Here is a 20,911-nt window from a genome sequence, read left to right as displayed (position 1 = left end):
TCTCGTCAGAGAGCGTAATAAGACAGGTTCTGCGTTTAGTTGCCGCGCTTTACATTCGCGCTTGATTTACAACATCTTCTGGTTAACGTTCTACCAGAAAAATCACTAATTCTTTCGTTGCTCCAGGCGGCGTAAGGCGCGTTCACGACGACTTTCCTCACGGCTTCTGTCCAGCAGAATCTCTTCAATAAACGCCAGGTGACGATGAGACGCTTCACGCGCTTCTTCAGGCTTCCCGGCGATAATTGCTTCGAAGATACGGGTACGGTGACTGCTTACCAGCGGCAGCATCTCGCGACGCGCATACAGCAATTCGAAGTTTTGCCGAACGTTTTGGGCCAGCATCGGCTCCATACACCTTAGCAAATGGAGCAGCACTACATTGTGTGCCGCTTCGGTGACAGCAATTTGATACTGAAGGACCGCATCAGATTCGCCGTCAAGATCGCCGGACTGTTGAGCAAGCTCGATCGCATGGTGGAGTTCACGGATACGCGTTTTGTCTTCATCCGTGCTGCGCAATGCAGCGTAATAGGCTGCAATACCTTCCAACGCATGGCGCGTCTCAAGCAGGTCAAACTGGGATTCAGGATGGTCGGAGAGCAGCTCTACCAGTGGGTCGCTGAAGCTCTGCCACAGGCTGCTCTGAACAAAAGTGCCACCGCCCTGACGACGAAGCAGTAACCCCTTCGCTTCAAGGCGTTGGATCGCCTCGCGTAAGGAGGGGCGGGAGACGTCGAACTGTTTTGCCAGCTCGCGTTCCGGTGGGAGTTTTTCTCCGGGGCGAAGTGTCCCCTCAAGAATTAAAAACTCCAGCTGCTGCTCAATCACATCGGAGAGTTTTGGTTGGCGGATTTTGCTGTAGGCCATGATTTCCTGTCTTAAGCCATTTGCCCGGAGTCAATTGGTCTTACCAATTTCATGTTCTTGACGCTAAAGTAACAAAGTATTCACCTTCTGTCCATACAGGTTTTGATTGAAATCAGTAAAGGGGGCATATTTTAACAACATTACAGAAATAACGTTTCAAACATGTAACTATGCACAAATGTTAAATTTACCCACCACGGAGTAGTTTTAACGGAATTGAAACGAAAAAATATCTTATCTGAACCGATTCACCTGCTTATTTATCGACATATCAACCACTATTAATGAATAGAAATTCAAAATAGAAATTTTGTGGTAGATAAACTCGTATTTACAAATGGTTTCTTTTTATTCAACTCGTCATCTTCCCCGCATAAAGCAGGTGCATTCGCGCTCGCATATCATTATTCTGATCAAGACAAAAGTCTTAAGGCAACATTTTATCTAAAGCATCTGTAAACTAATTAATACAACAAACGGAATTGCAAACTTACACACGCATTGCTGCGTAGTTCAAAAAATAAGTACTCGAAATATGAAGAGTAAAACCACACACGAGGTTTAATGATGGAAAGTCAACAGCATGGCGATCAGCTCAAGCGCGGTCTTAAGAACCGCCATATACAGCTAATCGCGCTGGGTGGCGCGATTGGTACCGGGTTATTCCTCGGTAGCGCATCCGTTATCCAGTCTGCAGGACCGGGTATTATTCTGGGTTACGCTATTGCCGGCTTTATCGCCTTTTTGATTATGCGTCAGTTAGGTGAAATGGTGGTTGAAGAGCCGGTTGCAGGCTCCTTTAGCCACTTTGCTTATAAATACTGGGGCGGTTTCGCGGGCTTCTCTTCCGGCTGGAACTATTGGGTACTGTACGTGCTGGTTGCCATGGCTGAACTGACGGCCGTGGGTAAATATATCCAATTCTGGTATCCAGAGATCCCAACCTGGGTTTCTGCGGCGGCCTTCTTCGTGCTGATCAACGCCATCAACCTGACCAACGTAAAAGTGTTTGGCGAAATGGAGTTCTGGTTCGCCATTATTAAAGTCATTGCCGTGGTTGCGATGATCTTGTTCGGCGGTTGGTTGCTGTTTAGCGGCAACGGCGGCCCGCAGGCCAGCGTCAGCAATCTGTGGAGCCAGGGTGGCTTCCTGCCGCATGGATTCACCGGTCTGGTGATGATGATGGCTATAATTATGTTCTCTTTCGGTGGGCTGGAGCTGGTCGGCATCACCGCAGCAGAAGCCGATAACCCGGAGCAAAGCATTCCTAAAGCGACCAACCAGGTTATCTACCGTATCCTGATTTTCTATGTAGGTTCGCTGGCGGTTCTGCTTTCTCTGATGCCGTGGACACGCGTCACAGCTGATACCAGCCCGTTTGTCCTTATTTTCCACGAGCTGGGCGACACCTTTGTTGCCAATGCCCTGAACATTGTAGTGCTGACCGCCGCCCTTTCTGTCTATAACAGCTGCGTATACTGCAATAGCCGTATGCTGTTCGGTTTGGCACAGCAGGGCAACGCGCCAAAAGCACTGATGAACGTCGACAAACGCGGCGTACCGGTGAACACCATTCTGGTCTCAGCACTGGTGACAGCGTTGTGCGTACTGATCAACTACCTGGCACCAGAATCCGCCTTTGGCCTGCTGATGGCGCTGGTGGTTTCCGCACTGGTGATCAACTGGGCCATGATTAGCCTGGCGCACATGAAGTTTCGCAAAGCCAAACAGCAGCAGGGCGTTACCACACGCTTCCCGGCGCTGCTTTATCCGCTGGGTAACTGGGTGTGCCTGATTTTCATGGCCGCAGTGCTGGTGATTATGCTGATGACGCCGGGCATGGCGATTTCGGTGTACTTAATTCCGGTCTGGATTGCCATTCTTGGCATCGGCTACCTGTGCAAGCAGAAAACCGCTGGCGCTGTTAAAGCACATTAATTCTCCTTCCCCCACCTGCATCAGGTGGGGGTTGTTACCTGCCTCACACTTTCCCACTCACAACCGTTTAGTCCATATCAGCGGCGTTATCCTGCAACGTAAAAACACCGGTACCAGACAATAATTCTCTCCATATCTCATTAATGGAGTGCAGTTGATGGAAACCAGTAAGCTCACGGTGAAAGAAAAGATCGGCTATGGAATGGGCGACGCCGGATGCAACATCATCTTTGGCGCCATCATGTTGTTTGTTAACTATTTTTACACAGATATTTTTGGTCTGGCACCTGCCCTGGTCGGTGTATTACTGCTCTCAGTACGCGTTATCGATGCCGTTACCGACCCTATAATGGGCGCAATGGCTGACCGCACCCGCAGCAAATATGGTCGATTTCGTCCATGGCTTTTGTGGATGGCTTTCCCGTACGCATTATTCAGCGTACTTATGTTTACCACCCCTGAGTGGACGTATAACAGCAAAGTTATCTATGCTTTTGTCACCTACTTCCTGCTCTCTATTACCTATACAGCAATTAACATTCCTTACTGCTCGCTTGGCAGCGTCATCACCAACGATCCAAAGGAACGCGTCGCCTGCCAGTCATATCGCTTTGTATTGGTAGGTATCGCAACCCTGCTGCTGTCCCTCACCCTACTGCCAATGGCAGACTGGTTTGGCGGGGAAGACAAAGCCAAAGGTTATCAGATGGCGATGGCAGTCCTCGCCTTCATCGGTATGTGTATGTTCCTGTTTTGCTTTGCAACCGTGCGTGAGCGCGTACGTCCTGCCGTCCAGACTAACGACGATTTAAAAGCTGACCTGAAAGATGTATGGAAGAACGATCAGTGGGTAAAAATCCTGCTGTTAACCCTGTGCAACGTCTGTCCGGGCTTTATTCGCATGGCCGCTACTATGTACTACGTGACCTGGGTTATGCAGCAAAGCACGCAGTTTGCAACGTTGTTTATTAGCCTTGGCGTTGTGGGCATGATGATCGGCAGCATGCTGGCAAAGGTGCTAACCGATCGTTGGTGCAAACTAAAAGTCTTCTTCTGGACCAATATCATCCTGGCGATTTTCTCCGGCGCGTTTTACTTCTTCGATCCGAAAGCCACCATGATGATTATGGTGCTCTACTTCCTGCTCAACATTCTGCATCAGATCCCATCCCCGCTGCACTGGTCGCTGATGGCGGATGTCGATGACTACGGCGAGTGGAAAACCGGTAAACGCATCACCGGAATCAGCTTCTCCGGCAACCTGTTCTTCCTGAAACTGGGCCTGGCGATCGCCGGAGCGATGGTTGGCTTCCTGCTCTCCTGGTACGGCTACGACGCAGGGGCAAAAACGCAAAGCGACTCCGCCATTAACGGTATTATGCTGCTGTTTACCATCATACCGGGCGTAGGTTACCTGATTACCGCAGGCGTGGTCCGTCTGCTGAAAGTCGATCGCGAATTTATGCAGCAAATCCAGACAGATTTAGAAAAGCGCCGCGCCAACTACCGTGAACTGAATGAATACCACGATATAAAAACGACAGAAACCGTAAGGAAAGCCTAATGAATCAGTGGCCTAATCCCTTTATTGAACAGCGTGCCGACCCGTTTATTTTACGTGACGGTAGCCACTACTATTTCATTGCTTCAGTGCCCGAATACGATCGACTGGAGATCCGCCGGGCTGACTCGCTGGAAGGGCTACGCACAGCTCCCCCGGTTGTCGTCTGGCGCAAACCAGAAAGCGGCCCCATGAGCCAACTTATCTGGGCGCCTGAAATCCATCGCCTGGCAGGTAAGTGGTACATCTATTTTGCCGCCACCTACACACAGGCGCTCGACAAGCTGGGGATGTTCCAGCACCGCATGTTTGCTTTGGAGTGCGCAGACGCCGATCCGTTAACCGGCAAGTGGACGGAGAAAGGCCAGATTAAAACGCAGTTTGATACCTTTGCGCTTGATGCCACCACCTTTCATCACCAGGGAAAACAGTGGTATCTGTGGGCGCAGAAGTCGCCCGATATTGCCGGGAACTCCAATATCTATCTCGCTGAGCTGGAAAATCCATGGACGATTAAAGGCGAGCCGGTCATGCTCAGCCATCCAGAGTATGACTGGGAATGCAGGGGTTTTTGGGTCAACGAAGGTCCGGCCGTCATGGTTCACGGCGACAAGCTGTTTATCAGCTATTCCGCCAGCGCCACCGATGAGAACTACTGCATGGGATTATTGTGGATTGACCTCAACGCCGATCCGCTCAACCCGCAAAACTGGCACAAGTCACCGCGCCCTGTCTTTACCACCAGTTACGAAAACCGCCAGTACGGACCGGGACACAACAGCTTTACGCAAACGCCGGAAGGTGAAGATGTGCTGGTGTACCACGCAAGAAATTACACCGAAATTGAGGGCGATCCGCTGTACGACCCAAACCGCCACACTCGTCTGAAGTTGGTGCGCTGGGACGAAAACGGGATGCCAGATTTTGGCGTGCCGCCAGCGGATACGTATTGAGTCATTGCGCCGTTATCCGGTCTACATATGTGGTAGGCCGGATAAGGCGGTTACGCCGCTATCCGGCAACAATCGCTAGATCAGTGTTCCATAAATTGTCAGCAGCGCAATGACCACAACCACCACAAACGAGGTCTTCTTCGCCATTGAAACAGCTGCTTTTGGCGTTTCGACTTTATCGGTATGCGGCTCACGCGCCAGAGAAAACTGCGCCAGGCGCGTAAGTACCTGGTATTGTGAAGTATGGAGATCAGCAAGCGACGCAAACCAGGCTGGCAACGCCTTCTCACCGTGTCCTAACAGCGCATAGACCACGCCCGCCAGACGCACCGGGATCCAGTCCAGCACATGCAGGATCGCATCAATACCCGATTGCAGACGCTGGTGCGGTGTCTGATAGCGTGCCTGCCAGGACTGCCATGCACGTAAAAAGGCATAACCCATTAACGTCACTGGCCCCCATGGGCCACCGACGATCAGCCAGAATAATGGCGCCAGATAAAAGCGAAAGTTGTTCCATAACAGCGCGTTCTGCAGTTCACGCAGGAACTCACGCTCATCGCAATCCGGCGGAACACCATGAATAAGCGTCAACTCGCTGGCCATCGCTTCACGGGCATGAACGTCATCGCGTGCAGCCGCGTTCAGATAGGCATGATAATGAAGACGCGTCTTGCCAGCACCGATGCACAGCAAGCCAATTAAGATCCACACCACCAGCAAGGGCACGTTAAAGAGCAGCCCATGAAGTGCGCGCAACAGCAGGAACGTCACCCCCATCGCAATCAGGGTCATACCTACTGTACGCATCATCGAGAAATGTTTCACCCGGCGGAAAAAAGTTTCTACCCGGTGATCAAGCTGCCAGTGCTCACCCAGCTTAAACAGGCGTTCGACAATCAACACCAGTAATGTTGTAAACAGCGTCATGTCATCTCCTTGTGCGACGAGGGGGTGACCAGGGCGCGAAACCTTGCCCAGTCAAAAGAGGGTCCGGGATCGGTCTTACGCTCGGGTGCAATGTCGCAATGTCCAGTCATGTTATTAGCAATGGCCGGATAACGCGTAATCAGGGCATTGGTCACGGCTGCCAGTTGCCGGTATTGCGCGTCGGTATAGGCCTGCGTATCCGTCCCTTCCAGCTCAATACCAATTGAAAAATCATTACAGCGTTCACGTCCCTGATAGTTCGACACGCCAGCATGCCAGGCACGCTTATTAAAGGGAACATATTGCACGATTTCACCGTCACGGCGAATCAAACAATGGGCCGAAACGCGCAGATGGGCGATCCCGGCAAAATAAGGATGGGCATCAGGATCAATCGTGCCCGTAAACAGTGCGTCAATCCACGGGCCGCCAAACTCGCCGGGCGGCAGGCTGATATTATGCACCACCAGCAAAGAAGGGTTTTCGTCATCCGGGCGGCAATCGAAATGAGGAGAGGGAACGCGTCGCGCCTCTGCCAGCCAGCCCTCATCTAACAACATGCAGAATCTCCTTATTGGTGGTGCTCATATCGGGTTCAGGGTAGCATGTTTCCACCTTATGATTCGTTAGCAATTTGGAGTTTTATCATGCCGCCTCGCCGCTATAACCCTGACTACCGACGTGACGCGCTGTTGGAACGCATAAATCTGGATATCCCTGCCGCTGTAGCTCAGGCGCTGCGCGAAGATTTAGGCGGAGAAGTTGATGCCAATAACGATATCACCGCACAACTTTTGCCCGAGGATATGCGCTCCCACGCCACCGTGATCACCCGCGAGGATGGCGTTTTTTGTGGAAAACGCTGGGTGGAGGAAGTCTTTATTCAACTGGCTGGCGATGATGTCAACATCACCTGGCATGTTGAAGATGGCGACAGCATTAAGGCTAATCAGCCGCTGTTTGAACTGGACGGCCCTTCCCGCGTGCTGCTGACCGGCGAACGAACCGCGCTTAATTTTGTGCAGACGCTTTCAGGTGTGGCGAGCGAGGTGCGTAAATACGTCGACCTGCTGGCGGGAACAAAAACCCAGTTGCTCGATACGCGTAAAACCCTGCCGGGGCTGCGTACCGCCCTGAAATACGCCGTATTGTGTGGCGGCGGTGCGAATCATCGTTTGGGGCTTTCTGACGCCTTCCTGATTAAAGAAAACCACATTATTGCTTCTGGCTCAGTACGTCAGGCCGTTGAAAAAGCCTTCTGGTTGCATCCGGATGTGCCCGTTGAAGTTGAAGTTGAAAGCCTGGAAGAACTGGACGACGCACTGAAAGCCGGGGCAGACATCATCATGCTCGATAACTTCGAAACTGAGCAAATGCGCGAAGCGGTCAAACGCACCAACGGCCAGGCGCGTCTGGAAGTCTCGGGTAATGTCACCCATGAAACGCTGCGCGAATTTGCCGAAACCGGTGTGGATTTCATCTCTGTTGGCGCGCTGACCAAGCATGTTCGTGCACTCGATCTCTCTATGCGTTTTCGCTAATTACTGATGGTTAGCCCGGTAGTAATTTCACTTATCGGGCCTACCGCACAGACTTACTCTGCATGCCGGAGAAGGCGTTTACGCCGCCATCCGGCAGTTTCTTCGAGCCTCTTCGCAAATACGTTGTCTGATTCTGTAATTTCGTAAAAATCCTCGGAACCCGCCTTCCCATTCTTTTTTTTGCCTCTCGCCGTGCCCCCGCCCGTTTGCCAAAGTAGCGCCAGTTAACTCAAGGAGCGAACAATGGACAAGCAAAGAGGCTTCACGCTTATCGAACTCATGGTGGTCATTGGCATTATTGCCATTCTTAGCGCCATCGGTATTCCGGCTTATCAAAACTATCTGCGCAAAGCTGCGCTAACAGACATGCTGCAAACCTTTATTCCCTATCGCACGGCGGTTGAGCTTTGTGCGTTGGAGCATGGCGGAACGGCTACCTGCGATGCCGGAACCAATGGCATCCCTTCTCCTACAACCACCCGTTATGTCTCCGCTATGAGCGTTGAAAAAGGAGTAGTCAGTCTCAGCGGGCAGGAAAGCCTGAACGGCCTAAGCATCACCATGACGCCGGGTTGGGACAACGCCAACGGCATTACCGGCTGGAACCGTAACTGCGTCATCCAGAATGACAGCGCGCTACAGCAGGCCTGTGAAGACGTTTTCCGCTTCGATATTAATTAAGGAAAAGAGATGAATACCACCCAACTTACAGCGCTGTGCCAACGTTACCAGGGAATATTACTGGATGCAGACAATGAAGTGGTGCACATCGCCGTCGTGGACGCCCCGTCCCACGAACTGCTGGACGCACTGCATTTTGCCACCACCCGACGTATCGACATTGTTTGCTGGACGCGTCAGCAAATGGAAGGCCACACGCATGTGCCGCAGAAAATGCTCCCGGCAGTGGTCACAAAAAGCAGTGCCAGCGCAGCAGACTTGCTGAATCAGACGTTTCAATCCGCTCTGGCACAACGGGCTTCTGATATCCATTTTGAGCCAGCGGAAAATCACTATCGGATCAGATTACGTGTGGATGGCGTACTGCATGCTTTACCGGAAGTCACGACCGAGATGGGTATCGCCGTCACTGCAAGACTAAAGGTATTAGGCAGCCTGGATATTGCCGAGCATCGGCTTGCGCAAGACGGACAATTCATCGTTGAGATTTCAGGAGAACCGATCTCATTTCGCATCGCCACCCTGCCTTGTCGCTTCGGTGAAAAAGTGGTGCTGCGGCTACTTCATCAAGTCGATCAAACGCTGGAAATTACCGCACTGGGAATGCAGGACGCACAACTGGCCGCATTTTCACAAGCGTTACAGCAGCCTCAGGGGCTGATTCTGGTCACTGGGCCGACAGGGAGCGGTAAAACGGTCACGCTGTACAGTGCGTTGCAAACCCGAAACACCCCGGAAGTGAACCTCTGCAGCGTGGAAGACCCGGTAGAAATCCCCATTGCGGGTCTGAATCAGACGCAAATTCACCCACGCGCCGGTCTCACTTTTCAGGGCGTATTACGTGCTCTGCTGCGCCAGGATCCCGACATTATCATGGTGGGTGAAATCCGCGATGGCGAAACGGCTGAAATAGCGCTAAAAGCCGCGCAAACCGGTCATCTGGTGCTATCAACACTGCATACCAATTCCACCACTGAAACGCTGATACGCCTGCAGCAAATGGGGGTCGCACGCTGGATGATTGCTTCCGCGCTAACGCTGGTCATTGCGCAGCGGTTGGTGAGAAAATTGTGTCCTCATTGCCGACAACGTCTGGAAACGCCGATCGCGCTCCCGAAAGCTGCCTGGCCTACGCCACTGCCACATTGGCATGCCCCTGGCTGCCAACATTGCTATCACGGATTTTATGGCCGTATGGCATTGTTTGAAGTTCTCCCCGTTACGCCTGCATTGCGCCAGAGCATCGCCAACGGTACGTCCGCAGAAGAAGTGGAGTCAGATGCAAAGCAATTGGGGATGAGCACGCTTTTCGAAACTGGTTGCCGGGCCGTTGAACAAGGGCTAACGACATTTGAAGAGCTGATTCGCGTACTTGGCATTCCCCATGTCAGCTAAACAGCTTTGGCGCTGGCAAGGTATTAGCAACGAAGGGAACCTACTGGAAGGCGTACTGTGGGCCGATACCCGCCCCTCATTGATGCTTGCTCTTGAGCAACGCCGTATTACGCCACTACGTATTAACCGCATGCGCGTCAAAGCCTCACACTGGAGCCGCGAAAGAAGCGCCGAAACCATACATCAACTGGCGACGTTGTTGAAAGCAGGGCTTACACTCTCGGCAGGTTTAGCCTTGCTTGCCGAACAGCACCCGAGCAGCCAGTGGCAGGCGCTACTGCGCACACTGGCGTACGATATGGAGCAGGGCATTTCTCTTTCTACTTCCCTGTCGCAATGGCAACACGTTTTTCCGCCTCTTTATCAGGCAATGATCCGTACCGGAGAGCTTACGGGTAAGCTGGAAGATTGCTGTTTTGAACTTGCCCGTCAGCAGAAGAATCAACAGCAACTCGCTGATAAAGTTAAAAAGGCCCTACGCTACCCGATAATCATCATCACGATGGCGGTAATGGTGGTATTTGCAATGCTGCAGTTTGTACTCCCTGAGTTTGCCGCCATTTACCGGACGTTCAACACCCCGCTACCGTTGCTCACTCAGTGGATTATTGCCATCGCGCACTTTAGCGGTCAATGGGGAGGGTTGGCAGTAGCATTCAACCTGGTAGCGGTTGCGGCATATCACCTGATAAAGCAGAAACCGTACTGGCTCATTATGCGCCAGACATTCCTGCTCAGTCTCCCGGTTATAGGGCCGATGGTGAGAGGACAAAAACTCACGCAGATCTTCACCGTTCTGGCCTTAACACAAAATGCAGGTATTCCTTTTCTGCAAGGTCTTGAGAGCGTCACTGAAACATTAGCCAATCCTTTCTGGTCGCAACGCTTAGCGCAGGTACATCACGACATTAGCGCCGGAAAACCGGTCTGGTTAGCGCTTAAAAATTGCGGTGAATTCAGCCCATTGTGCATACAGTTGGTCAGAACCGGAGAAGCTTCTGGCTCACTGGATACAATGCTGCGTAATCTCGCGCATCATCACAGCGAAAAAACGTTGTCTCAGGCGGAGAATCTGGCTGCGCTACTTGAGCCTGCGTTGCTCATCATTACGGGGCTTATCATCGGTACGCTGGTCGTCGCAATGTATTTGCCGATTTTCCATTTGGGAGATGCAATGAGCGGGGTGGGATAGATTCAAATGCCGGATGGCGGCGTAACACACCATCAGGCATTTCACAGAACTACCTGTTATTACAGGCTATTGAAAACGCGGTTTTCTTGTTCCTGCACACGAATAAACGTAGTACGTTTGGTCAGTTCTTTCAGACGAGATGCACCGACGTAGGTACAGGCAGAACGCAGGCCGCCAAGAATATCGCGAGCGGTATTATCAACCGGGCCGCGTAGAGGCAGCTTCACGGTTTTACCTTCAGCAGCGCGGTATTGTGCAACACCACCAACGTGACGCGTCATGGCTGATTCAGAGCTCATTCCGTAGAACAGCATGAATTTCTCGCCGTTCTCTTCAACAATTTTGCCGCCGCTTTCTTCATGACCGGCCAGCATGCCGCCGAGCATCACGAAGTCAGCACCGCCGCCGAACGCTTTTGCCACGTCGCCCGGCATTGTGCAGCCACCATCGCTGACAATCATGCCGCCCAGGCCGTGAGCTGCATCGGCACATTCAATAACCGCAGAAAGCTGCGGATAGCCAACGCCGGTTTTTACACGCGTGGTACATACAGAACCCGGGCCAATGCCGACTTTAACAATGTCCGCGCCGGAAAGGACCAGCTCTTCACACATTTCGCCGGTGACCACATTCCCCGCACAAATTGTTTTGGTCGGCCATGCTTCACGCGCTTTCGACACAAACTGAACAAAATGCTCCGAGTAGCCATTTGCCACATCAATGCAGATAAAGTTCAGCGCCGGGTTAAGCGCCAGAATCTGTTTGGTTTTTTCGAAATCTGCATCAGAGGTGCCGGTTGAAACCATTACGTGTTTGAGCACATCAGCAGAACTGTCTGCGATAAAGGCAGCCCAGTCTTCAACAGAATAGTGCTTGTGCACAGCGGTCAGGATGTCGAAGGATGCCAGCGCCGTTGCCATGGCAAACGTCCCGACAGTGTCCATGTTCGCGGCAATAATAGGTACGCCGGACCAGGTCTGACCTGAATGCTTGAAGGTAAATTGACGTTCCAGCTCAACATCGGAACGGCTTTTGAGAGTAGAACGTTTAGGGCGGATAAGAACGTCTTTGAAACCTAACTTCAGATCTTCTTCGATACGCATGTGCGGATTCCTGGGGTTAATGGCGAAAAATCGAAACTCACAACTCCAGTGACGCTATCATACGCACTAATCAATGCCGCGCAAGACTGCGAAATTCTCTTTTTTTACGCTACAATCCCATAAATTTACCTGGCGAATAGTAGGTTAATCCTGCAGCAGCCTCGCCTTCGCACGCTTAACTTTTAACTGTTTGATAATCAAACTTAAACTCCAGGATCTGCATCTATGAGGTATACGGTAGCCTTAACCGGCGGCATTGGCAGTGGTAAAAGTACCGTTGCAAATGCATTCGCTGACCTCGGAATAAACGTCATTGATGCAGATATTATTGCGCGCCAGGTGGTTGAGCCCGGCACACCTGCCCTTAAGGCGATCGAAGAACACTTTGGTTCCGACGTTGTAGCCGCGGACGGATCGTTGCAGCGGCGCATTTTACGCGAACGTATTTTTTCCGATCCTGAGGAGAAACGCTGGCTAAATGCCTTGCTCCACCCGCTTATTCAGCAGGAAACGCAGCGCCAGTTTCAGCAAGCGACTTCACCTTATCTGTTGTGGGTTGTACCTTTGCTGGTAGAGAATTCGCTGTATAAAAAAGCCAACCGTGTACTCGTGGTGGATGTTACCCCCGAGACACAGCTCAGACGCACTATGCAGCGTGATGACGTCACGCGTGAGCATGTTGAACAAATTCTTGCTGCCCAGGCAACGCGTGAAGCGCGTCTGGCCGTGGCAGACGATGTTATTGATAATAATGGCGCACCGGAAGCCATCGCCTCGGATGTCGCCCGCCTGCACGCGCTCTATTTGCAATGCGCGTTGCAGTTTGTCTCACAGGAAAAACCGTAATGCACACCCAGGTCCTTTTTGAACACCCTCTCAATGAGAAGATGCGTACATGGCTGCGCATTGAGTTTTTAATCCAACAGCTTTCCGTTAACTTACCCATTGCGGACCATGCAGGCGCACTGCATTTTTTCCGTAATATCGGAGACTTACTGGATGTATTTGAACGTGGCGAAGTCCGCACCGAACTCCTCAAAGAGCTGGAAAGACAGCAGCGAAAACTTCAGGCCTGGATTGAAGTTCCCGGCGTCGATCAAAGCAGGATCGACGCATTGCGCCAGCAGTTAAAAAGCGCGGGCAACATTCTGATTTCGGCCCCGCGTATTGGACAGACACTACGCGAAGATCGTCTGATTGGTCTCGTGCGTCAACGTTTAAGCATTCCTGGCGGGTGCTGCAGCTTCGATTTGCCGACCCTGCATATTTGGCTACACCTGGCGCAGCCGCATCGCGACACGCAGGTTGAAACCTGGCTTGCCAGCCTGAATCCTCTCAATCAGGCGCTGTCGCTGGTGCTGGATTTGATTCGTAACTCTGCGCCGTTCCGCAAGCAAACCAGCCTGAATGGCTTTTACCAGGACAACGGCGAAGATGCAGATCTACTGCGCTTGCAGCTGCCGCTTGATTCGCAGCTTTATCCGCAAATCTCTGGCCATAAGAGTCGTTTTGCCATTCGCTTTATGCCGCTGGATAGCGAGAATGGCCAGGTGCCTGAGCGTCTCGATTTTGATCTGGCGTGCTGTTAAGGAGTCAACATGTCTGAACAAACTATCGTCAACTGCCCAACCTGCGGCAAATCCGTGGAATGGTCTGAAGTCAGCCCGTTTCGTCCATTCTGCAGCAAGCGCTGTCAGTTAATCGATCTCGGTGAGTGGGCTGCAGAAGAAAAACGTATCCCAAGCTCTGGCGACTTGTCGGAAAGCGATGACTGGAGTGAAGAGCAGAAGTAATTCCGCTAAAACGGTAGACCGGACAAGCATTGCGCCCCGTTAATAATTTGCCGGATGCGGCGTTGCCTTATCCGGCCTACGAACTAAAACGCAGGGCGGGCAAGCGCAGCGCCCCCGCCATAATTTGCCGGATGCGGCGTTGCCTTATCCGGCCTGCGAACTAAAACGCAAGGCGGGCAAGCACAGCGCCCCCGCCATAATTTGCCGGATGCGGCGTTGCCTTATCCGGCCTGCGAACTAAAACGTAGGGCGGGCAAGCGCAGCGCCCCCGCCATAATTTGCCGGATGCGGCGTTGCCTTATCCGGCCTGCGAACTAAAACGCAGGGCGGGCAAGCGCAGCGCCCCCGCCATAATTTGCCGGATGCAGCGTTGCCTTATCCGGCCTGCGAACTAGAACGTAGGGCGGGCAAGCACAGCGCACCCGCCATAATTTGCCGGATGCAGCGTTGCCTTATCCGTCCTGCGAACTAAAACGTTGGGCGGGCAAGCGCAGCGCCCCCGCCATAATTTGCCGGATGCGGCGTTGCCTTATCCGGCCTACGAACTAAAACGTAGGGCGGGCAAGCGCAGCGCCCCCGCCATAATTTGCCGCATCCTGCCTACGAACAACGAATTAAGAACACCATCAGCCAGCAATCAGCTTTTCAATGACCGGCGCATTCGCTGGCGGAAAATCTTCCGCATTCAGAGCAGCTTGCGCAATCCACTGCGCCGGTTGTCCCTCTTTTCCCCACGGTTCCCCTTCCCAGCTTTCAACCAGCCAGAACCACAGTGTGATATGTCTGTCCGGAAACTGATACTCCAGCTTTTCGAACAGCGAGCTTTGCGTCGGCGTAATGCCTACTTCTTCCTGTAACTCGCGAATCAGCGCCTGCTCAGGCGTTTCACCCGCTTCAATTTTTCCGCCAGGGAATTCCAGCTTGTTGGCCATGTGGACATCAGCCGCACGCTGGGTTATAAAAATTTCATGATGCTGGTTACGAATAATCCCGACGGCGATCTGCAATATTTTCATCTTCATCGTCCATAAAAAAGGCGCAGAATTCTGCGCCTTTTCAGTAAGTTATTTTCTTAGCTCAGACGGCCATGGCACTGTTTGTACTTTTTACCGGAACCGCAAGGACACGGGTCGTTACGACCCACTTTACGGTCTCCGGTTTGCGCTGCCAGTTCCTCTGCCGCGGCAGAATCGTCACCTTTATGGCTCAACTGCTGCATCTGCGCTAGACGTTCAGCTTCTTCACGACGCTGCTGCTCCATAGCTTCTACTTCTTCAGGCATGCGCACCTGAACTTTGCTCAGGGTACTGATCACTTCGTACTTCAGTGACTCCAGCATTGATGCAAACATAGAGAAGGATTCACGCTTGTATTCCTGCTTCGGATCTTTTTGCGCATAACCACGCAGGTGGATACCCTGACGCAGATAGTCCATCGCCGCAAGGTGCTCTTTCCACAAAGAGTCTAGGGTTTGCAGCATCACACCTTTTTCGAAGTGACGCATCATTTCCGCGCCCACAACTTCTTCTTTACGTTGATAAACTTCGATAGCGTTTGCCAGAATACGTTCACGCAGCGTTTCTTCGTGCAGCTCAGGCTCTTTATCCAGCCACTCTGAAATCGGCATGTCCAGATCGAAGTCATTTTTCAGACGTTCCTGCAGACCTGGGATATCCCACATTTCTTCCAGAGACTGCGGTGGAATATAGGCATCAATCGTCGCTTTAAAGACATCTTCACGGATGCTGTTGATGGTTTCGCTAACGTCAGATACGTCCAGCAGTTCGTTACGCTGAGTGTAGATTGCGCGACGCTGGTCGTTGGCAACATCATCGTATTCCAACAGTTGCTTACGAATGTCGAAGTTGCGGCTTTCCACTTTACGCTGCGCGTTAGCAATCGCCTTAGTTACCCACGGGTGTTCAATCGCTTCACCAGGCTTCATACCCAGTTTACGCATCATGCCGGACACGCGGTCAGAGGCAAAAATACGCATCAGCGCATCTTCCATCGACAGATAGAAACGAGAAGAACCCGCATCACCCTGACGACCAGAACGACCACGCAGCTGGTTATCGATACGACGAGATTCGTGACGCTCAGTACCGATAATATGTAAACCACCGGCAGCTAACACCGCGTCATGGCGAACCTGCCACTCGGCTTTGATCTGCGCGATTTGTTCCGGTGTCGGGTTTTCCAGTTCGGCAACTTCCGCCTGCCAGCTACCACCGAGCACGATATCGGTACCACGACCCGCCATGTTCGTCGCGATAGTCACGGCTGACGGATAACCTGCCTGGGCGACGATTGCAGCTTCGTTGGCGTGGAACTTGGCGTTCAGAACGTTGTGTTTAATACCCGCTTTGTTCAGCTCGTTAGAGACCACTTCCGATTTTTCAATGGAGATAGTCCCCACCAGCACCGGCTGGCCATTTGCGGTACGCTCTTTAATATCTTCAATGATCGCCTGAATTTTTTCCGCTTCGGTCATGTACACCAGATCCGGTAAATCCTTACGGATCATCGGACGGTTAGTCGGAACAACCACGGTATCCAGTTTGTAGATAGAGCTGAATTCAAAGGCTTCAGTGTCTGCTGTCCCGGTCATACCGGCCAGTTTTTCGTACAAACGGAAGTAGTTCTGGAAGGTAATGGATGCCAGAGTCTGGTTCTCGTTCTGGATATCTACGCCTTCTTTGGCTTCCACGGCCTGGTGCAGGCCATCGGACCAGCGACGCCCCTGCATAGTACGACCGGTGTGTTCGTCGACGATGATAACTTCGCCGTCTTTCACGATATAGTCGACATCGCGGGTAAACAGCACGTGCGCGCGCAGTGCAGCAGTCACGTGGTGCATCAGCATAATGTTGCCTGGAGAGTACAGCGACTCCCCCTCATCCATAATGCCTTCGTTAACCAACAGCTCTTCAATCAGTACCAGACCACGTTCGGTCAGGTTAACCTGGCGCGCTTTCTCATCAACGGAGAAATGGCCTTCACCCTGGAACGTGTCGGAGTCTTCCTTCTCCTGACGAATCAGGTGCGGGATGATTTTGTTCACTTTTTTATACATTTCCGAGCTGTCTTCAGCCGGGCCGGAAATGATCAGCGGCGTACGCGCTTCATCGATCAGGATGGAGTCAACTTCATCGACCAGCGCATAGTGCAGTTTACGCTGAACGCGCTCTTCCGGGCTAAACGCCATGTTGTCGCGCAGGTAGTCAAAGCCGTATTCGTTGTTGGTGCCGTAAGTAATATCGGCGTTGTAGGCTTCACGTTTGGCTGGCGCAGGCAGGCCAGACATGTTGATACCCACGGTCATGCCGAGAAATTCAAACAGCGGGCGGTTATTTTCGGCGTCACGCTGAGCCAGGTAGTCGTTCACGGTAACCACGTGTACGCCCTTCCCGCTTAATGCGTTCAGGTAGGCAGGCAGCGTCGCGGTCAGGGTTTTACCTTCACCGGTACGCATTTCCGCGATGCAGCGATCGTTCAGCACCATACCGCCCAGCAGCTGAACGTCGAAGTGGCGCATGCCGAACACGCGTTTACTCGCTTCGCGGACTACCGCGAACGCTTCCGGGATCAGGCTCTCAACGCTGGCGCCTTTTTCCAGACGGGCGCGGAATTCAGCGGTCTTCGCTTTCAGCTCATCATCGGAGAGTTTTTCCATCTCCGGTTCCATTGCGTTGATGACATTGACCACTTTGCGCATACGACGCAGCGTACGCTCGTTACGGCTACCGAATACTTTTGTTAATAATTTGATTAGCATAATAAAATCTCAAACGCCCCGCATTGCGGAGTCAAAAATTATAAGTTGGAAGGTTCTTTTTTAGCTGAGGCGTTGAGGGCCAGCGCGGATACCCTGCAGCTGACTGATCCAGACCGGAACGCTAAACGCGGCCTGAGAGGTAAAATGGGCGTATGTCACGCGACTCACGGTCGCGGGCGGTCTGCCTTCTTGCGTCAGCATCGCGCTGAGCGTATTCAGTAACGCAAGATGGTGCGCCTGGATTGGCAACGGCTCTTCGGCAACGGGCAGCGCCTGAGGAGCCATAGCAAAAGAAAGATGGCGAATAACCGTACGAATAGCATGCTGATGCCAGTAGTCGACGGTAAAATTCGGGCGGCGATTGGTCGCTTCCAGCAAAGCAAGCTGGTTAAAGTTAACTTTAGCGCTTTGATCGTGATTGCTGGCGGTCGCCTTCGCAGGGGTATTAGGTTCAGCAGCATTACCGAGCGCGGGCAGGCCAAAACTAGCCGCGACCATCCCCAACAGGAGATGCGGCCAGAAGTACCGTCTGCCTAACTGTCGCCAGCGCGTCAGTATTCCACTCACGTTATTGCCACCTGATATACCCTGCGTTTGGGGTTACAAATGCAAAACCATTTTTGCGCACAAATATTACCATTAATGCGTTCGCACCACAGCAGTAATGACGCAAGTCGCGGGTAAATATGCTTAAGAAAGCAGCGATCGAACGGTATTTTAATCTACCTGTGGGGAAAAGTCGCTTCAGAGAAGGTGGTTTGCAATCGGAAGATAAAAAAACGACTGGCTCACCTGGCCGGAGAGAGTGCCAGATTGACCAGTCGAATTTATGCGACAGGTATACACTTCATCTTTCAAGCTGCCTCTTTGTTGGCTGCTTTCTCTCACCCCAGTCCCGTACTAGTGTACGCTCCTGCGGATTCGTTCAGTTGCCGCCTTGATGCAACTTGAATGATTTTGTGTATAGTTATTATGCCAGCACGGTCGAAGGTGCTTTGAACGCCAGCGGCAGTTCTGCATCGTCCTGGAAGGTCACATATTCCCAGGCTTCCTGTTTTGCCAAGACCGCCTGCAACAGTTTGTTATTCAATGCATGACCGGATTTATACGCGGTGAATGCACCAATAATGTTGTGACCACACATGAACAAGTCACCAATCGCGTCGAGCATTTTGTGACGAACGAATTCGTCTTCAAAACGCAGGCCGTCTTCGTTCAATACGCGATAATCGTCAACAACGATGGCACAATCGAAGCTGCCGCCCAGGCACAGGCCACGGGACTGCAGATATTCGATATCACGCATGAAACCGAAAGTACGCGCACGGCTGATCTGGCGCATGAACGCATCCGCAGAGAAGTTCATCGCGTAGCGCTGCGTACTGGAGTCGATCGCCGGATGGTTAAAATCGATGGTGAAATCCAACGTAAAACCATTATACGGCTTAAACTCAGCCCACTTATCGCCATCTTCGACACGAACGGTCTCTTTGATGCGAACAAATTTTTTGGCGCTGCTCAGTTCTTCAATACCTGCATCAAGCAGCAGGTAAACAAACGGAGCGGCACTGCCATCCATGATCGGGATTTCCGGGGCGTTAACTTCAATAACGATGTTATCGATACCTAAGCCCGCCAGAGCAGCGTTAAGGTGCTCAACGGTTGAAATCCGTACATCATGCTCATTGACCAGACACGTACAGAGCATGGTATCACGCACAGATTTGGCATCGGCCGGGAAATCTACCGGAGGATTCAAGTCGGTGCGACGATAGATGACCCCGGTGTTGGCCGGCGCAGGGCGTAACGTCAGTGTGACCTTTTTGCCGGTATGTAAACCGACGCCAGTCGCCTGAACGATACGTTTAAGAGTCCTTTGTTTGATCATCGTATAATCTCGCCAAATTACCTATCCAACCGAAGTGTACTATACATTCGGTGGGCCAGTTTAGCACAAAGAGCCACAATTCCCAAATTCCAGCTAATTCTTAATCAGCTTGCTTACGCAGGAATGCAGGGATATCCAGATAATCCGGCTCTTTGGTGGTTTGCGGCGTATTGTCGTTCACCACTTTTGCTACCGGTTTCTGCTCTTGCGTCAACGGCGCCATACCGTGCTGCTGGTAACGATCCATTACCGGCTGCTGTACCTGCTTGTTGGTCACCAGAGTGATTTCAGGACGCTTGTCCATACCAATTCCAGTTGCAACCACGGTCACGCGCAGTTCGTCGTTCATATCCGGGTCCAGAGAGGTACCGATAACCACGGTCGCGTTATCCGATGCAAAGGCACGAATCGTGTTACCCACGGTTTCAAACTCATCCAGACGCAGGTCGAAGCCCGCAGTAATGTTGACCAGTACGCCGCGCGCGCCGGACAGATCGATGTCTTCCAGCAGCGGAGAAGAGATAGCCATTTCAGCCGCTTCTTCTGCACGGTCTTCACCGCTTGCCACGCCAGAACCCATCATCGCGTAGCCCATTTCGGACATCACGGTGCGCACGTCTGCAAAGTCGACGTTCATCAGGCCCGGACGGGTAATCAGTTCAGCGATACCCTGGACTGCGCCTTTCAGCACATCGTTCGCTGCACCAAACGCATCCAACAGGGAGATACCGCGACCCAGCACTTTCAGCAGTTTGTCGTTCGGGATAGTGATCAGAGAGTCCACATGTTTGGACAGCTCGGTGATACCCTGCTCGGCGAATGCCATACGCTTCTTGCCTTCGAAGTTGAAAGGCTTGGTCACGACAGCAACGGTCAGGATACCTAAATCTTTTGCTACTTCAGCAACCACTGGCGCTGCACCGGTACCGGTACCGCCGCCCATGCCAGCGGCGATGAATACCATGTCTGCGCCGTCAAGCGCTGCACGCAAAGCTTCACGATCTTCGTCTGCCGCATTACGACCGACTTCCGGGTTTGCACCCGCGCCCAGACCTTTGGTGATGCCGCTACCAATCTGAATGGTCTGTCCAACCGCCGTTTTACGCAACGCCTGAGCGTCGGTATTCACCGCGAAAAATTCAACACCTTCGATGCGCTCGCGCACCATGTGTTCAACGGCATTACCGCCGCCGCCGCCGACGCCGATGACTTTAATCACCGCGTCATTGGTCAGTTCCATAGGTTCAAACATAGTTTCTCTCTCCGTTGTGCCTGTCGCCTGAGACCG

General features: G+C 52.3%; 19 protein-coding genes. 10 read left to right on the top strand and 9 right to left on the bottom strand.

Going from position 1 to position 20,911, the window contains the following annotated elements; all coding sequences use genetic code 11:
* Positions 1–105 precede the first annotated feature (105 nt).
* Positions 106–870, bottom strand: coding sequence for a pyruvate dehydrogenase complex transcriptional repressor PdhR (pdhR, locus tag E1B03_RS05105; RefSeq protein ID WP_003018699.1), 765 nt, complete (start codon positions 868–870; stop codon positions 106–108).
* A 564-nt stretch (positions 871–1,434) separates the two neighbouring features.
* Here pdhR and aroP point away from each other — a divergent pair.
* From aroP to E1B03_RS05090, 3 genes are all read left to right on the top strand, one after another.
* Positions 1,435–2,808, top strand: coding sequence for an aromatic amino acid transporter AroP (gene aroP, locus E1B03_RS05100; RefSeq protein ID WP_103014383.1), 1,374 nt, complete (start codon positions 1,435–1,437; stop codon positions 2,806–2,808).
* A gap of 157 nt (positions 2,809–2,965) precedes the next feature.
* Complete coding sequence (locus E1B03_RS05095; RefSeq protein WP_103768385.1) at positions 2,966–4,372, top strand: glycoside-pentoside-hexuronide (GPH):cation symporter; 1,407 nt, start codon at positions 2,966–2,968, stop codon at positions 4,370–4,372.
* Positions 4,372–5,322, top strand: coding sequence for a glycoside hydrolase family 43 protein (locus E1B03_RS05090; RefSeq protein WP_133085786.1), 951 nt, complete (start codon positions 4,372–4,374; stop codon positions 5,320–5,322). Before E1B03_RS05095 ends, E1B03_RS05090 begins: the two co-directional genes overlap by 1 nt.
* A gap of 75 nt (positions 5,323–5,397) precedes the next feature.
* Here the strand turns inward: E1B03_RS05090 and ampE are convergent, their stop codons facing one another.
* Together ampE and ampD are read right to left on the bottom strand one after the other, a co-directional pair.
* Positions 5,398–6,252 carry a beta-lactamase regulator AmpE gene (gene ampE / locus E1B03_RS05085; protein ID WP_103768387.1) on the bottom strand — a complete coding sequence of 285 codons (855 nt, stop codon included), beginning with the start codon at positions 6,250–6,252 and terminating at the stop codon, positions 5,398–5,400.
* Positions 6,249–6,812: a 1,6-anhydro-N-acetylmuramyl-L-alanine amidase AmpD gene (gene ampD / locus E1B03_RS05080; RefSeq protein ID WP_133085785.1), complete on the bottom strand. Its 564-nt coding sequence runs from the start codon at positions 6,810–6,812 to the stop codon at positions 6,249–6,251. Before ampD ends, ampE begins: the two co-directional genes overlap by 4 nt.
* An 87-nt stretch (positions 6,813–6,899) precedes the next feature.
* Between ampD and nadC the strand changes: the two genes are divergently transcribed.
* The 4 genes from nadC (at position 6,900) to hofC (ending at position 11,061) form a co-directional block, all read left to right on the top strand.
* Entirely contained in the window at positions 6,900–7,793 is an 894-nt protein-coding gene (gene nadC, locus E1B03_RS05075) for a carboxylating nicotinate-nucleotide diphosphorylase (RefSeq protein ID WP_133085784.1), read from the top strand.
* 243 nt (positions 7,794–8,036) lie between these two features.
* A complete protein-coding gene (ppdD, locus tag E1B03_RS05070) occupies positions 8,037–8,474 on the top strand; it encodes a prepilin peptidase-dependent pilin (protein WP_133085783.1) in 438 nt (145 codons plus the stop codon).
* 9 nt (positions 8,475–8,483) lie between these two features.
* The gene (gene gspE / locus E1B03_RS05065; protein ID WP_103768390.1) at positions 8,484–9,869 is read left to right on the top strand and encodes a type II secretion system protein GspE; all 1,386 of its coding nucleotides are present in this window, start codon (positions 8,484–8,486) and stop codon (positions 9,867–9,869) included.
* The gene (gene hofC / locus E1B03_RS05060) at positions 9,859–11,061 is read left to right on the top strand and encodes a protein transport protein HofC (protein WP_133085782.1); all 1,203 of its coding nucleotides are present in this window, start codon (positions 9,859–9,861) and stop codon (positions 11,059–11,061) included. Before gspE ends, hofC begins: the two co-directional genes overlap by 11 nt.
* A 59-nt stretch (positions 11,062–11,120) precedes the next feature.
* Here the strand turns inward: hofC and E1B03_RS05055 are convergent, their stop codons facing one another.
* Positions 11,121–12,164, bottom strand: a complete 1,044-nt coding sequence (locus E1B03_RS05055; protein WP_103768392.1) for a GMP reductase — start codon at positions 12,162–12,164, stop codon at positions 11,121–11,123.
* Between the two features lie 225 nt (positions 12,165–12,389).
* On the opposite strand from E1B03_RS05055, the gene coaE reads away from it, so the two are divergent.
* Genes coaE through yacG form a run of 3 tightly spaced genes read left to right on the top strand, consistent with a single transcriptional unit; the run spans position 12,390 to position 13,957 of the window.
* Entirely contained in the window at positions 12,390–13,010 is a 621-nt protein-coding gene (coaE, locus tag E1B03_RS05050; RefSeq protein WP_103768393.1) for a dephospho-CoA kinase, read from the top strand.
* A complete protein-coding gene (zapD, locus tag E1B03_RS05045; protein ID WP_133085781.1) occupies positions 13,010–13,753 on the top strand; it encodes a cell division protein ZapD in 744 nt (247 codons plus the stop codon). The genes coaE and zapD overlap by 1 nt, the downstream gene beginning before the upstream one ends.
* A 9-nt stretch (positions 13,754–13,762) precedes the next feature.
* Positions 13,763–13,957 (top strand): DNA gyrase inhibitor YacG, encoded by a 195-nt coding sequence (gene yacG, locus E1B03_RS05040; protein WP_103768395.1) that lies wholly within the window; start codon positions 13,763–13,765, stop codon positions 13,955–13,957.
* Between the two features lie 626 nt (positions 13,958–14,583).
* Here the strand turns inward: yacG and mutT are convergent.
* The 5 genes from mutT to ftsZ all read right to left on the bottom strand — a co-directional run bounded on the left by mutT (position 14,584) and on the right by ftsZ (position 20,875).
* Entirely contained in the window at positions 14,584–14,973 is a 390-nt protein-coding gene (gene mutT / locus E1B03_RS05035) for an 8-oxo-dGTP diphosphatase MutT (RefSeq protein WP_133085780.1), read from the bottom strand.
* A 56-nt stretch (positions 14,974–15,029) separates the two neighbouring features.
* A complete protein-coding gene (secA, locus tag E1B03_RS05030; protein WP_133085779.1) occupies positions 15,030–17,735 on the bottom strand; it encodes a preprotein translocase subunit SecA in 2,706 nt (901 codons plus the stop codon).
* A gap of 60 nt (positions 17,736–17,795) precedes the next feature.
* Positions 17,796–18,302, bottom strand: a complete 507-nt coding sequence (secM, locus tag E1B03_RS05025) for a secA translation cis-regulator SecM (RefSeq protein ID WP_103768397.1) — start codon at positions 18,300–18,302, stop codon at positions 17,796–17,798.
* 403 nt (positions 18,303–18,705) lie between these two features.
* Positions 18,706–19,623, bottom strand: a complete 918-nt coding sequence (gene lpxC / locus E1B03_RS05020; protein WP_006686706.1) for a UDP-3-O-acyl-N-acetylglucosamine deacetylase — start codon at positions 19,621–19,623, stop codon at positions 18,706–18,708.
* Between the two features lie 100 nt (positions 19,624–19,723).
* On the bottom strand, positions 19,724–20,875 hold the full coding sequence (gene ftsZ, locus E1B03_RS05015; RefSeq protein WP_003018753.1) for a cell division protein FtsZ: 1,152 nt from the start codon (positions 20,873–20,875) through the stop codon (positions 19,724–19,726).
* Positions 20,876–20,911: the final 36 nt, after the last annotated feature.

This window comes from Citrobacter arsenatis (assembly GCF_004353845.1).
Taxonomy (GTDB): Bacteria; Pseudomonadota; Gammaproteobacteria; order Enterobacterales; family Enterobacteriaceae; genus Citrobacter; species Citrobacter arsenatis.
The sequence above is the reverse complement of the archived record's forward strand: the minus strand, read 5'-3'. Positions and strand labels throughout refer to the sequence as shown.

What these genes read in the sequence shown, in the direction of transcription:
- E1B03_RS05090 (WP_133085786.1), top strand. Translation starts at nt 4,372, where the DNA reads ATGAATCAGTGGCCTAATCCCTTTATTGAACAGCGTGCCGACCCGTTT.
- E1B03_RS05095 (WP_103768385.1), top strand. Translation starts at nt 2,966, where the DNA reads ATGGAAACCAGTAAGCTCACGGTGAAAGAAAAGATCGGCTATGGAATG.
- lpxC (WP_006686706.1), bottom strand. Translation starts at nt 19,623, where the DNA reads ATGATCAAACAAAGGACTCTTAAACGTATCGTTCAGGCGACTGGCGTC.
- pdhR (WP_003018699.1), bottom strand. Translation starts at nt 870, where the DNA reads ATGGCCTACAGCAAAATCCGCCAACCAAAACTCTCCGATGTGATTGAG.
- E1B03_RS05055 (WP_103768392.1), bottom strand. Translation starts at nt 12,164, where the DNA reads ATGCGTATCGAAGAAGATCTGAAGTTAGGTTTCAAAGACGTTCTTATC.
- gspE (WP_103768390.1), top strand. Translation starts at nt 8,484, where the DNA reads ATGAATACCACCCAACTTACAGCGCTGTGCCAACGTTACCAGGGAATA.
- coaE (WP_103768393.1), top strand. Translation starts at nt 12,390, where the DNA reads ATGAGGTATACGGTAGCCTTAACCGGCGGCATTGGCAGTGGTAAAAGT.
- aroP (WP_103014383.1), top strand. Translation starts at nt 1,435, where the DNA reads ATGATGGAAAGTCAACAGCATGGCGATCAGCTCAAGCGCGGTCTTAAG.
- ampD (WP_133085785.1), bottom strand. Translation starts at nt 6,812, where the DNA reads ATGTTGTTAGATGAGGGCTGGCTGGCAGAGGCGCGACGCGTTCCCTCT.
- secA (WP_133085779.1), bottom strand. Translation starts at nt 17,735, where the DNA reads ATGCTAATCAAATTATTAACAAAAGTATTCGGTAGCCGTAACGAGCGT.
- ftsZ (WP_003018753.1), bottom strand. Translation starts at nt 20,875, where the DNA reads ATGTTTGAACCTATGGAACTGACCAATGACGCGGTGATTAAAGTCATC.
- yacG (WP_103768395.1), top strand. Translation starts at nt 13,763, where the DNA reads ATGTCTGAACAAACTATCGTCAACTGCCCAACCTGCGGCAAATCCGTG.
- hofC (WP_133085782.1), top strand. Translation starts at nt 9,859, where the DNA reads ATGTCAGCTAAACAGCTTTGGCGCTGGCAAGGTATTAGCAACGAAGGG.
- ppdD (WP_133085783.1), top strand. Translation starts at nt 8,037, where the DNA reads ATGGACAAGCAAAGAGGCTTCACGCTTATCGAACTCATGGTGGTCATT.
- ampE (WP_103768387.1), bottom strand. Translation starts at nt 6,252, where the DNA reads ATGACGCTGTTTACAACATTACTGGTGTTGATTGTCGAACGCCTGTTT.
- mutT (WP_133085780.1), bottom strand. Translation starts at nt 14,973, where the DNA reads ATGAAAATATTGCAGATCGCCGTCGGGATTATTCGTAACCAGCATCAT.
- nadC (WP_133085784.1), top strand. Translation starts at nt 6,900, where the DNA reads ATGCCGCCTCGCCGCTATAACCCTGACTACCGACGTGACGCGCTGTTG.
- zapD (WP_133085781.1), top strand. Translation starts at nt 13,010, where the DNA reads ATGCACACCCAGGTCCTTTTTGAACACCCTCTCAATGAGAAGATGCGT.